11 protein-coding genes are annotated in these 12,119 nt (G+C 53.7%); 3 read left to right on the top strand and 8 right to left on the bottom strand.

Annotated elements, in window-relative coordinates:
* Window positions 1–4: 4 nt before the first annotated feature.
* Window positions 5–1,285, top strand: coding sequence for a HipA domain-containing protein (locus AAF463_RS21375; RefSeq protein ID WP_350262436.1), 1,281 nt, complete (start codon window positions 5–7; stop codon window positions 1,283–1,285).
* Between the two features lie 97 nt (window positions 1,286–1,382).
* Window positions 1,383–2,486, top strand: coding sequence for an NADH:flavin oxidoreductase/NADH oxidase (locus tag AAF463_RS21370; protein ID WP_101761475.1), 1,104 nt, complete (start codon window positions 1,383–1,385; stop codon window positions 2,484–2,486).
* 71 nt (window positions 2,487–2,557) lie between these two features.
* On the opposite strand, the gene AAF463_RS21365 is transcribed toward AAF463_RS21370, so the two are convergent.
* The 7 genes from AAF463_RS21365 to AAF463_RS21335 all read right to left on the bottom strand — a co-directional run bounded on the left by AAF463_RS21365 (window position 2,558) and on the right by AAF463_RS21335 (window position 10,133).
* Window positions 2,558–4,210, bottom strand: coding sequence for a GMC family oxidoreductase (locus tag AAF463_RS21365; RefSeq protein ID WP_350262435.1), 1,653 nt, complete (start codon window positions 4,208–4,210; stop codon window positions 2,558–2,560).
* A complete protein-coding gene (locus AAF463_RS21360; protein ID WP_350262434.1) occupies window positions 4,207–4,725 on the bottom strand; it encodes a sugar dehydrogenase complex small subunit in 519 nt (172 codons plus the stop codon). The genes AAF463_RS21365 and AAF463_RS21360 overlap by 4 nt, the downstream gene beginning before the upstream one ends.
* Window positions 4,715–6,124: a c-type cytochrome gene (locus AAF463_RS21355; RefSeq protein WP_350262433.1), complete on the bottom strand. Its 1,410-nt coding sequence runs from the start codon at window positions 6,122–6,124 to the stop codon at window positions 4,715–4,717. Before AAF463_RS21355 ends, AAF463_RS21360 begins: the two co-directional genes overlap by 11 nt.
* Window positions 6,125–6,239: 115 nt before the next feature.
* Window positions 6,240–6,947: a hypothetical protein gene (locus AAF463_RS21350; protein WP_350262432.1), complete on the bottom strand. Its 708-nt coding sequence runs from the start codon at window positions 6,945–6,947 to the stop codon at window positions 6,240–6,242.
* 42 nt (window positions 6,948–6,989) lie between these two features.
* On the bottom strand, window positions 6,990–8,138 hold the full coding sequence (locus tag AAF463_RS21345; protein WP_350262431.1) for a beta-propeller fold lactonase family protein: 1,149 nt from the start codon (window positions 8,136–8,138) through the stop codon (window positions 6,990–6,992).
* Window positions 8,139–8,173: 35 nt separating this feature from the next.
* Window positions 8,174–8,812, bottom strand: a complete 639-nt coding sequence (locus AAF463_RS21340; protein WP_101761469.1) for an aldolase — start codon at window positions 8,810–8,812, stop codon at window positions 8,174–8,176.
* A 13-nt stretch (window positions 8,813–8,825) separates the two neighbouring features.
* Window positions 8,826–10,133 carry an MFS transporter gene (locus AAF463_RS21335; RefSeq protein WP_350262430.1) on the bottom strand — a complete coding sequence of 436 codons (1,308 nt, stop codon included), beginning with the start codon at window positions 10,131–10,133 and terminating at the stop codon, window positions 8,826–8,828.
* Between the two features lie 263 nt (window positions 10,134–10,396).
* Here AAF463_RS21335 and AAF463_RS21330 point away from each other — a divergent pair, with 263 nt between their 5' ends.
* Entirely contained in the window at window positions 10,397–11,431 is a 1,035-nt protein-coding gene (locus tag AAF463_RS21330; RefSeq protein WP_176971973.1) for a LacI family DNA-binding transcriptional regulator, read from the top strand.
* Here the strand turns inward: AAF463_RS21330 and AAF463_RS21325 are convergent.
* The gene (locus tag AAF463_RS21325; RefSeq protein WP_101761467.1) at window positions 11,428–12,117 is read right to left on the bottom strand and encodes a substrate-binding domain-containing protein; all 690 of its coding nucleotides are present in this window, start codon (window positions 12,115–12,117) and stop codon (window positions 11,428–11,430) included. The genes AAF463_RS21330 and AAF463_RS21325 overlap by 4 nt on opposite strands.
* Window positions 12,118–12,119 lie beyond the last annotated feature (2 nt).

The following is a 12,119-nucleotide window of genomic DNA, read 5'->3' as shown; positions in this document are numbered from 1 at the left end:
GACAATGACCATGATTAGCGTCTACGCCGACTGGAACGGACTCAAGCAACCAAAACGTCTCGGTTATCTGCATATTCGCCGCAGCCGGGCGCGTGAATCTTTTGAATTTCAGTATGATCCGCAAGCGCTTAGCGATCCCGATTTGATGTTGATCCAGTTAGATCCCGGCATCCACTTATTCGAAGGGCCACAATATCCTGCCAACAATCGTGCTGGATTTGGTGTGTTTGGCGATTCCAGCCCCGACAGATGGGGACGCTTATTGATGGAGCGTCGCCTGGAACGCGATATCCGTGGCGGATTATTGCCTTCCGGCACGCGCATGTTTGAATCCGATTTTTTACTGGGGGTTCATGACCTGTATCGCGTGGGTGCTTTACGTTACCGGCTGGAGGATCAGGGGGAATTTCTTGATAACAGATTGGAAACTGCGGCTCCCCCATTTACTGAAATCGCAGCACTTGAACGTGCAAGCCGCGCGCTGGAAAGCGATCCGGATAACCGTGCTGTTCAGGGACATGAATGGCTCAGGATGTTGATCGCTCCAGGCGGTTCTCTGGGTGGCGCACGGCCCAAAGCTAGTGTGGTTGATGAGCAAGGTCAGCTATTTATCGCCAAGTTCCCCAGCATCCGCGATGAATATGATGTGGGTGGGTGGGAAATGGTCGTCAATGCTCTCGCCACGGCTTGTGAACTTAACGTTGCCGCTGCCATGGCGAAAAAATTTGCCAGCGATTATCACTGTTTCATGGTGCGCCGTTTCGATCGCACGCCCGAAGGGAAGCGTCTGCACTTTGCCTCCGCGATGACCATGACTGGCCATACTGATGGCGAAGATGCATCCACCGGAGTGAGTTATCTCGAACTGGCGGAAGTATTGATTCGTCATGGTTCCCAAACCAATGCTGATTTACGCGAGCTGTGGTCGCGGATTGTCTTTAATATGCTGGTCTCTAACACCGATGATCATCTGCGCAATCATGGATTTATTCTGGTTCCAGGCAAGGGCTGGCGGTTATCTGCCGCCTTCGATCTCAATCCAGTGCCCTATGCTGATGGTCTGAAATTAAATGTGACGGCAGCTGATAATGCGCTTGATCTCGATTTGGCGCGTGAAGTTGCGCCCTATTTCCGGCTGAAGGCATCTGAAGCCGAAACTATCATAGAAAACTTCAGCAGCATTGTTGCGCAATGGCGCGTGGTCGCCAGACATTTAGGGTTATCACAACGTGAGCAGGAAAAAATGTCTGATGCGTTTCGACTTGCAGCGGCACATTCCGCTTAACTTACTTTTTGCTACAACATTCAAACTCATAGCCCTCTGCAAAATGCGCTTTTCGCCCTAAGCTTAAAGCCATTCAGCCACTGAAGATGAGGTTTCAATGAGTTTACTGTTTAGTACGACGCAACTGGGTAAGTTAACGCTCGATAATCGCATCGTCATCGCGCCGATGTGCCAATACTCTGCGGAGGATGGCAAAGCCAGCGCCTGGCACCGCATTCATCTCGGGCAACTGGCACTTTCCGGCGCCGGTTTGCTGATCATTGAGGCGACAGCAGTGGAAGCCGCCGGACGTATTTCTCCGGGCGATTTAGGCTTGTGGGATGATGCAACGGAAGCGGCTTTAGCCAGCGTTCTGCAAGATATCCGTCACTATTCTGACACTCCCATTGGTATTCAACTCGGTCACGCCGGACGCAAAGCGTCCTGCGCCGCGCCGTGGCTGGGCGGCAATCAGCTGTCGCTGGAGCAAGGTGGCTGGCAAACCGTTGCACCATCCGCGCAAGCCTTTAATCCTGAAGATCGCGCACCGGTTGCGCTAAGTAAACAGGATCTTGAGCGCCTGAAACTGGCCTTCGTTGACAGCGCGCAGCGTGCGGCGAAACTCGGTATCCAGTTGATTGAACTGCATGCTGCGCACGGCTATTTGCTGCATCAGTTCCTGTCGCCACTGAGTAACCAGCGTGAGGATGAGTACGGCGGCTCGCTGGAGAATCGTCTGCGTTTCCCTCTGGAAGTGTTCCATGCGGTGCGCAGCGCCGTGCCAGATTCAGTGGCGGTAGGTGTGCGCCTCTCTGCAACGGATTGGGTTGACGGTGGCTGGGATGTTGAGCAGTCGATTGTCTTCAGCCAGCAACTCGAAGCGGCGGGCAGCGATTACGTACACGTCTCCAGCGGCGGCTTGTCACCGCAGCAGAAAATCACGGTTGGTCCCGGTTATCAATTGCCTTTTGCACGCGACATCCGCAAACAGGTAAAGATTCCGGTGATTGGCGTAGGCTTGATTACGGAACCAAAGCAGGCAGAACAAGCATTGCAGGTAGGTGACGCAGATTTGATCGCGCTGGCGCGGGCAGTACTTTACGACCCGCGCTGGCCGTGGCATGCCGCCGCTGAATTGGGCGCGCAGGCCAAAGCGCCACCGCAGTATCTGCGCTCCGAGCCGCACGGCCTGAAAGGCACGCTAATTTCGAATAAAAAGTGATTATTTGAGCCGGTGCGCATCAATGCGCACCGCTCCAACGTAGGGTCGTCATTATGGCGACCGATTCACACCTAACCTGCTACTTCCGACTTCATGGTCTGCAACATATGCTCAGCCAAACGCAAGCTCAACGCCGCGCCGGTCAAGGTTGGGTTCATGCATGACGCCGACGGCATCACACTGGTTCCGGCAATCCACATATTGGGATGATCGTGCGTGCGGCAATCGCGATCTACCACTGAATTGTGGGGATCATCGCCCATAATGGTGGTGCCCATGATGTGCTGGCGATCCTGAAACTTAGTATCGATCGATAATATTTCCGCATTCAGCAGCTCTGCGAACCTGTGAAAATCTTTGATGCCCGCTTCTTTCCCGGCATGCCAGTAATCCGTCACGCTGTAATAAATCTCCGGCAACGGAATACCAATCGCATCTTTTTTCGTCTTGCTCGGCGTAACGCGGTTTTCCGCCAGCGGCAAGGTTTCAAAATCAATAGCAAAGTTCAGCGAGCGCGCCGACTGGCGGCGGATTTCAGCATCCAGTTTGGAGCCCAGCACGCCTTTCTCAATCAGCGATGCAGCATAATCTGCAGTTGGCACCGTGTTGCGCACTTTGATCTTGTAGCTGGGGAAATCCTTGCGGAAGGCGCCATCGCGGTTGTTCAGATACACCAGTAATTCAGTCGGCCCCTGACCTGGCCACACATCTTCTGACATCATCACGTTCATACTAATGCCGGTGTGGCCCATCAAATTGCGCCCCACCTGATCGGAAGAGTTTGCGATGCCGTTGGGATATCTCTCCGACGTCGACATCAACAGTAGCTTGGGCGATTCGATACCGTAGGCCGCCAGCACAAAGTAGTCGGCGGTTAAATGGTGCTCGGAACCATCCGGCTTTTTATACCAAATGCCGGTGATTTTGCCGTCATCCGCCGCTTCAATACGGTAGACCACCGCGTTATCCAGCAGCCTCGCTCCCAAACGTTCCGCTTCATCAATATGCATCGAGCCATCATATTTGGCGGCGATGGGGCAAACCGGATTGCAGTTATTGTTGCCGCCACACATCGGGCGCTTACCCCACGGCTTAGTCGCGCGACCGTTCGGTTCCAGTACCGGGTTATAACCGCCTTTACCCAACATCTCGGTTAGGCGATCAAACAGATAACTGGTTGGTAAACCCGGCATCGGGAATGGCGTAGATCGCGGTGGCCAGGCTTTGCCGCCCTGCCCACTTTCATCTTGTCCATCGACGCCTGAAACGCCCAGCTCATGCTCGGCTTTGCCATACCACGACTCCAGCTCGTCGTAACCAAAAGGCCAGTCGCGGCCACGACCGTAAAGGGTGTTAAGTTTGAAATCGTTGGGGATCATGCGCCACAGCGCGGAGCCAAAGTGCCAGGTTGTGCCACCGACAACGCGCAGGTATTTGGTGGGATATTTAACCGGCCCAACCTGCTGCAAATAGTCACCGTAGGTGGACGGAATATGCGGCGGATTGGGGTAAGGCGAACCCACGCCCTGTAATTTGATGTTGGTTAACGACATCTTGAATGGGGAATTACGGAAACGTTCGACGATTTCCTGACGAGAGACTCGCGGGCCCGCCTCGAGGATGATCACCGATTTACCCGCTTTCGCCATCTGGCAGGCGATCAACCCGCCCATCACGCCCGAGCCAATGATGATCACATCGGCATCGACTTTTTGTGCACTCATGCGCCTTCTCCTGTGGTTGCCACTTTGCCATCTTGCGTTACTGCCCAGTAGAACGGCCCGCCGCCATAGGTTGGGACCACCAGAATATCTTTGGTGGGCAGGTACATCATCGCATCGGCATACGCGATCAACTCCAGATCGCTGCCGTCACCGACCACGCCGGTGTACCACGCAGAAATGATGCGTTTTGCCGTTTGCCAATCAGAATTATCGGCCCCAAATGCGGCAAGAAATTCGTCGACATGAGCAAAATTATGCTGCTGCAACAATGCCTGCAGGCTGCTAAGCCGGTGTGTGAAGTCGGCATTATGGCGATTTAAGGCATCGAAATAGCGCTGCCCCAAAATCGGGCCGACCGGGCGACTCACCAGGAACTGCGAAACGGTCAGAAAACCATTTTCAGCCAGCTGATCGGCAGCCAGAGCGCGCGCCGGGGACAGGGAATTACACATCGCGCCGAGTGACAAAATACCCATGCCTTGCAGCAAACGACGTCGGGAAAGGTTATGCGCCATGCTTTTTCCCCTTACGCGAAATTGAAACCAGCAGCACCAGTAAAATAATGACAACTACCGCGCCACCGCCCCACACAGCAGGCTGCGACAGGCGTGCAATCAGCGGGCGCTGGCCGCCTTCACGCACGGTTTTCACCTGTTCAGGCGTTACGTTCAGCTGAGCATTACCAAAGTTTTTCAGCACGTAGTTGCTGACGTCGGCAATTTGCCGATCGCTCAGTCGATCGGTAAATAATCCATCCGGGCCGAAAGCGGGCATTACCACATCTTTGCCATCAGCCTGGCGATGTACGCCGTAGACAATGGTGGCAATCAGGTTATCGGCCTGCGGTGCGCCGGTGGCGGTGTTATGGAACAGCGAAGGATAGAAGTGATTGCCCGCACCATCCGCCTGATGGCAGTTAGCGCAAGAGCTGGCGTAAACCTGCCAGCCCGCATCAGGATTTTTAACCGCGCGCAGCGCCGCTTCATCTGTTGCAGGTTTGCCAAGCGCGTCGCGTGGCGAATGGGTGGCCTGAGTCACTGCGGGGATCTGCCGCAGATAAGCCACTATCGCCTTGATATCGTCATCAGATAGATGCTGTAAGCTGTGCTCGACAGCTTCCGCCATCGGACCTGCTGCCTGCGCTTTGCCTGCAACATGGCCCGTTTTGAGATATTGCGCGATCTGCGCATTGCTCCAGTTGCCAATGCCGGCTTGTTGATCGGGAGTGATATTCGGCGCATACCAACTGCCCAGGCTGCCACCGCTGAGGGCCTGAGCATTGTTTTGCCCCATCAGCGCGTTACGTGGCGTATGGCAGGTATCGCAGTGCGCCAATGCATTGACCAGATAATCACCGCGATTAACCACATCAGATTTATCTTTTGCCGGAATAAACGGCTTATTATCGGCAAACAGCATATTCCAGAAGAACATACTTGAGCGAATATTAAACGGGAAAGGCAAATCCGTTGCTGGCGGTACATTATCGTCTGCTTTTACACCGTGCATAAAATAAACATACAGCGCATGCATATCGGCATCAGAAATTTTCACGTATGAGGTGTAAGGCATCGCCGGATAAAGATGTTGCCCCTGTTTATTAATGCCACTTCGCACGGCTTTAACAAAATCTTGTTCGCTATAATCGCCAATGCCGGCGGTTTTTGATGGCGTGATATTACTGGCAACAATATTCCCCAACGGCGAGGAGATAATATAGCCACCCGACATTTCCTTGCCCTGATTCGGTGCGGTGTGGCAAGCTCCACAGTCCGCAGCAATAGCCAGATACTTGCCTTTCGCAATAAGAGCTGCAGACTCAGCTGCATCTTCAGCGTGAGCTGAAAATGTGGCAGACATCAGAATGCTCAACGCGAAAGGCAGACAACACTGTCTCACCTTTCTTGCTTTCATTGTAATTACTTCCGGTAAATAATTATTAGTATGGTAAAAACAATAATGCACTTCTGTGGCAACCCACAGAAGTGCACATTATCAGACAACGTCAATTCACAAAATACAAACAGTGCTATAACAATTCATAATCATTGAAGATAATATTCTCGCCACTTGCGGCCGTTATATCGACTTTACCTGGCTCGGTTAAAAAGGCATCGCCGGGATGTACCCAAACTTCTTTTACCCGATTGGTATGAGTTTGATCGGCAATCAGTACCCGCCCTTCGGTGAAGAACACGCGCACGCCAGGCCCGTGTTGCGTATATTCGCCGGTACTGGCGCCAGGCTTAAGCGTGACCTTCCAGCCTCTCACGGTTTTCTTATCCAGCACCTGACTAAATGCGGCATTGGCAGGCCGGGAAGCGTTACCGAAATGTTGCGGGCCTGGGATGTTAATTTCGAACGCCACCTGATGATTGACGTTATTTCCGGTATTGGTAACCTTATCCGTATCCGATTTCCCTTGATGCTCACCGAATTTAACATTGCCGCTTTTCATTTCGGTCATGTTTACCGGCTTGTCGGGATACTCTATTTTGACCGGACTCCCTTCAATGTGCGTATTAACATAATCCAGATGCTGCTCATGAAATAGCGTCGATTGTTCGGGTTGAATTAATACGCGCATTACCGTGACGTATTTATTTTCCAGAATGACGTGGTGCAGTGGTTCCAGATCGGTGGCAACCCCTTTTTCAGCCGCTTGTGTCGGTAATCCTGCGCTTAACAGCGTCGAGCACAATAATGTGCTGAATAATGTTTTGCGAATAGTCGACATAAACACTCCTTTTCTTACGATTGAATTAAGTAGAGCAGAAATTTACTCAACGATAGTGACCCAATTAGCGCCCTTGCCGGTAGGGACGCGCTCAATTAATGTCAGTTTGCCAGTAGTTTGATCTATGGAATAGAGCGAAATTTGTGTCGACTTCTGACCCGATTCAATTAAATAGCGCCCGGAATTATCAATAGCAAATCCACGCGGCTGAGTTTCTGTTGGCGTGCTATTAATCAACGTCAATCGACCATCGATCGGTGATACATGAAACGCAGTAATATGACTGCTGGTGCGTTCGGTGGAATAAAGGAAACGTCCATTCGGCGTGATATGAATATCGGCTTGCCATAAACGCGGTTTGGCGGATTTTGGCAAATCATCATCGCCAGTCAGTGGTCGCGCTTCGCCACGCTGCATGTTGGCGGCAATGGCTGGATCGAGTGACGGTGTCGCTTCATGTTCCGTCAGGGTGCCATCTTTGTTCAGCGTCAGGCGCGAGATGTTGCCGGCCATTTCGGTCAGCAAATAGAGATTCTGCTCACCCTTTTCATCCCGTTGCGGTGCAAAGGTGAAATGACGCGGTCCGGCTGCCGCCTCGCGTTGGATATTCACAAACGCTGGCGTGTTCGCCGAGACGGTTCCGCTGTGACTGTCGAAACGGTACTGCAGCAGTTGATCGGCACCCAGCAGAGGTACATAGAGAAACTGGTTGCTGGGATCGGTCTGAATAGAATGTGCACGCTTTCCGGTATGCACCACCTGCACCGGCGCACTCTCAACTTTGCCATCCGCGGCAATGCGATTGATGCTAAACAGATCGCCGCCGTAAGAAGATGAAAGCAGGAATTTCCCGCTCTTATCCAGCGCGACATACGCCATCGCCTCTGGCAGCGGCGTATCCGCAAAATGCTGCAGCGAGCCGTCAGGTTGAATATGCCAGGCCGAAACATGGTAAGGCTTACTGCGAACGGAGACATAAAGTGTCTTGTTATCCTGCGAAACCACCATCGGCATACTTTTCAGGCCGCTGGGATATTCGCCAATCGGTTTCAGCTGGCGCTGCGCCTTTTGCAGCTCGTAGGCCGTCACCGTGCCGCTGTCACCGTTGGATACGTAGACAAAGGATTTCTCCTGCGCCAATACCGTTGATGCAAAGAGCATCATGCCTGCGGCTATTACCGTCTTTTTCATCTTGGATCTCGTTTTTGTAGGGAACAATGCGGGTGTTACCAGCGCGTATTAAAGTGTTCGCACAGCTCCAATACGGCTTGTTCTGGCAGCGCGGCGGGCTTATCCACGCAGTTCAGCCAAAGGCGCGCGGTTTCTTCCAGCTCTTCAAGGGCAAAGCTCACCGCTGAAACGGATTTACCCCACATTACCGGGCCAAGTCTCTCCAGCATCACGCCTCGCACGTCATTGGCCAGTTCAGCCACCTGCGCAGCCACATCGGCATGGCCAGGGCGGCGATAGTCGATTAACGGAATCCGCCCGACTTTCATCACCTGATACGGCGTCAGCGGCGGTAAAATGCTGTCGCGCTGCCACACACCCGCTAATGTCAGTTGCACCAGATGCGTGGAATGGGTGTGCACCACGCCGTGCGCCTCCGGGTTGCGATCATAAATCTGACGATGTAACAGCAAAGTCTTTGATGGCTTATCGCCTGAAACCCATTCACCGGCGCGATTAACCTTGGCAATCCGGCCGGGCTCCAGATGTCCCAGACAAGCATCGGTTGGCGTAATCAGCCAGCCATCTTCCAGCCGAGCGCTGATGTTTCCCGCGGTGCCGGTGGTATAGCCGCGGTTAAACAGATCGGCTCCTACCTGGCAAATCTCTTCTCGCAAGACCTGTTCGTTTTGCATGTGGTTTCTCCTGTTATTGATTGGCGGTGGCAATGACGTTGGCATCAGATTTGGGGCTGATCGGTAAGGGCTCCAATTTGCCGAGCACAAACATAAAGGTCAGCGCACCCAGCACACAGATGCCGCCCGCGACCAGCAACGGCACCACAAATGAACCGTGGCTGAGGCTCAGCATTAAGCCGGTGAAGGAAGCCGTAACAATCCCGGCCAGGTTACCGGCAAAGTTCTGGATGCCGCCTAGCGTGGCCACATAATTACTGGCGGGCGCAACGTCGGCTGGCAGCGTCCAGATGTTGGCGGCGGTAAAGGCTAAACCGGCGTAAGTGATGGAGAACAACGTCAGGATCACCGTAATGCTGTCGGTGAATGCGGCGAAAGCAATCACGCTGGAGAGCAACATGCCGCTGATAAGACAAGTTTTACGCGCCGCCGTCAGGCTAAATCCTTTGCGGTACAGGGTATCCGACACAATCCCGCCAAGCAGACTTCCCGGAATCCCCATCAGCGCAGGGATCGCACCCAGCGTCCCTAACTCTTTCAGCGAGAAACCATGTGCCACAGTCAGATAAGTTGGGAACCAGGTCACAAAGAAATAGGTAGCGAAGTTCATGCAGAAGAAACCAATCATCATTCCCCACACGTTGCGATGGCGGAACAGTGACCACAGTTCTACTTTGGCATCGGCCTGCGTGGTGGGCAGAGCACGATCTTCCAGCAAATTTTGGCGCTCAGTTTCATCAAGGCCTTTCATCTCTTCAGGCTCACGATAGAAGACTAACCAGATCACCACCCAAATCAGTCCCAATGCGCCAGTCACGATGAACGACGTTTCCCAATCCCACACGCTGATCAGCCAGGCAACCAGCGGCAGCGCCAGCGCACTGCCAGCACGCGGACCGGCATCAAAGATCCCGCTGGCCGTTGCACGCTGTTTTTTCGGGAACCAGCTGTAAACCACTTTGACACAGCCCGGATTTCCCCCTGCTTCGCCCAGGCCTAATGCTAAGCGCGCCGCAAAAAGAGAAGTGAACCCTTTACCAAACGAGGTAAACACCGTAAACAACGACCACCAGCCGACGGCGATGGCCAGTCCGGCACGCGCACCAAGACGATCGAGTAGACGTCCGGCCGGAATTTGCATCAGCGCATAGGTCCAGAAGAAGGCGCCCAGAATCATTCCCATGCTGGTGTCATCGAGGCCTAAATCTGCTTTGATGTGCGGTGCGGCGATCGCGAGGTTGATACGATCGATGTAATTGATTGCGATGGCGAAAAAGCAGAACACGATCATCAGCCAGCGAATTCGTGGATATCTGCGCATGGTGAATTCCTTTATGATTTATATAGGGTTAACGAGGTTCTGCGGCCGTAGAGCGGCTGCAGCCCGCGTTGGGGTTAAATTTGGGGGTGACAGTTCGCGAACCTGTTAAAAAAACGTGAGCAGGCACACCCAAACTGATAACATGATGTCAAAAGTAAGCGATTACAAAATTCAGTCAAGCCAAAAGTAAGCGCTTTCAAAATTGATTGTGAGTTGTCTGCAATTTTTGTGGGCAAGCTCACTCTTTCTGCAGGAGTGACTTGATGAGTGAGAAGCAAAATGGATCTGGCCGCGTTTCACTGGATGATGTTGCGCGTCTCTCTGGCGTTTCAACGGCGACGGTTTCACGCGTATTGAACGGCAGCACCACGGTCAAAGCGTCACGCCGTGAAGCGGTGGAAAAGGCCTGCGAGGAGTTGGGATATGTGATTAACCGCGCCGCGCGCACCCTTGCCTCGCGACGCAGCATGACAATTGGCGCGGTGGTCCCCACGCTGGCGACAGAAACCTTTTCGCGTCCGCTGGCGGCGTTTCAGCAACTGATTCATGAAGCCGGCTACACGCTGCTATTGGCCAACTCCAACTTTGATCCGGAAACCGAGCTGAAAGAAGTCAATAAGCTGATTGAGTACGGTATCGATGGTTTGATGCTGGTGGGCAATACCCATCATCCAAAACTGTGGGAGCGCATCATTCAGCAGGATATCGCCTGCGTGCAGACCTTTTCGCAAGACAGCGAAAGACCTTGTGTCGGTTATGACAGCGAGGGTGCGGCTGAAACCCTGGCGCAGCATTTGCTGGGATTAGGGCATCAGCGCTTTGCGGTGATTGTCGGCACGCCGCCTTCGAACGATCGTATTTCAGAACGTCTGAACGGTACGCGCCGCGCCCTGCAGCAGTATGGATTGACGCTGCCGGATACGCATTTAATTGATAACGCCTTCACCATGAATGATGCGCGCAGAGCGGTGTTTCGTTTACTCGATGCGCCGCAGCCGCCCACCGCCATCATATGCGGGAACGATCTGCTGGCGTTTGGTGCCATGCGCGCGGCGAGCGAGCGTTATCTGCGCATTCCGAATGATATCTCCATCGTGGGCTTCAACGACTATGAATACGCCGAGCATCTTGAGCATCCGCTGACCACTATGCGCGTGGATTTAGCCTCGATTGGTGAACACGCGGCGCACTATTTATTGAACACGCTGAATAACTTACCTGCGCAAACGCAGACGCAGATAAGTACCGAGTTGATTGTCCGGGGCAGCAGCGGCTCGGTGCCCCGTCAGGAACGCTAATCGCGCCTGTCCATGCCAAAACGGTTGAACACGTCCGTGACTGACGGCGTTTTCAGCCAGCCCAGAAATGCCTGCGCCCGTTCCGGTTGTTGGGCGTGGCTTAACACCGCAGCCGAGAGCGAAATCGCCTGCTGCGTACCCGCTGGCAGCGGTCCAACAACATCGATGCCCTCCACCATCAGCAATTCGCTGATCTGCTGTACTGCCAGGTCAGCGTTGCCCTGCACCAGTTGCTCGGCGGTGAAACCAGCAGGAATCACCGTGCCACGCGCGCGCAGTTCCGTATCAATGTTGAGTTGTTTCAACAATTGCGAGAACCAGACACCGCTGGCTCCGGCTTCTGACCAGGCCACCGAACGCGCAGCCAACAAAGTCTGAATCAACGTTTCGCGATTGCTGATATCAGGCTGTGCAGCGCCCGCCCGCACCGCAATTCCGATGGGAGAATCGACCAGTTCGATGCGCGTGCCCGCTTCCGCCAAACCCGATTGTGTCAGGCGGTCTAGCGTCTCAACCGTAGCGATCACCACATCCGCTTCGGCGCCGGCGTTGAGCTCTTTTTCGATGATGGTGCTGGGATGCCAGCGTATCGCCAGCGGTATATCGGGATGTTGCGACTGCCATTGCGCAACCAGCGTGTTAAACGGCGCGCTCAGTGCGAGCGCACTATAAATCGTTAACGCCATGA

It is taken from the genome of Pantoea sp. BJ2 (assembly GCF_040255075.1).
Taxonomy (GTDB): Bacteria; Pseudomonadota; Gammaproteobacteria; order Enterobacterales; family Enterobacteriaceae; genus Pantoea; species Pantoea leporis.
Note: the sequence above shows the minus strand (reverse complement) of the source record. Positions and strands in the feature narration are given on the sequence as shown.

Coding starts and splice junctions, on each gene's coding strand:
- AAF463_RS21345 (WP_350262431.1), bottom strand. CDS start 8,138: ATGAAAAAGACGGTAATAGCCGCAGGCATGATGCTCTTTGCATCAACG.
- AAF463_RS21365 (WP_350262435.1), bottom strand. CDS start 4,210: ATGAGTGCACAAAAAGTCGATGCCGATGTGATCATCATTGGCTCGGGC.
- AAF463_RS21360 (WP_350262434.1), bottom strand. CDS start 4,725: ATGGCGCATAACCTTTCCCGACGTCGTTTGCTGCAAGGCATGGGTATT.
- AAF463_RS21375 (WP_350262436.1), top strand. CDS start 5: ATGACCATGATTAGCGTCTACGCCGACTGGAACGGACTCAAGCAACCA.
- AAF463_RS21325 (WP_101761467.1), bottom strand. CDS start 12,117: ATGGCGTTAACGATTTATAGTGCGCTCGCACTGAGCGCGCCGTTTAAC.
- AAF463_RS21335 (WP_350262430.1), bottom strand. CDS start 10,133: ATGCGCAGATATCCACGAATTCGCTGGCTGATGATCGTGTTCTGCTTT.
- AAF463_RS21340 (WP_101761469.1), bottom strand. CDS start 8,812: ATGCAAAACGAACAGGTCTTGCGAGAAGAGATTTGCCAGGTAGGAGCC.
- AAF463_RS21370 (WP_101761475.1), top strand. CDS start 1,383: ATGAGTTTACTGTTTAGTACGACGCAACTGGGTAAGTTAACGCTCGAT.
- AAF463_RS21330 (WP_176971973.1), top strand. CDS start 10,397: ATGAGTGAGAAGCAAAATGGATCTGGCCGCGTTTCACTGGATGATGTT.
- AAF463_RS21355 (WP_350262433.1), bottom strand. CDS start 6,124: ATGAAAGCAAGAAAGGTGAGACAGTGTTGTCTGCCTTTCGCGTTGAGC.
- AAF463_RS21350 (WP_350262432.1), bottom strand. CDS start 6,947: ATGTCGACTATTCGCAAAACATTATTCAGCACATTATTGTGCTCGACG.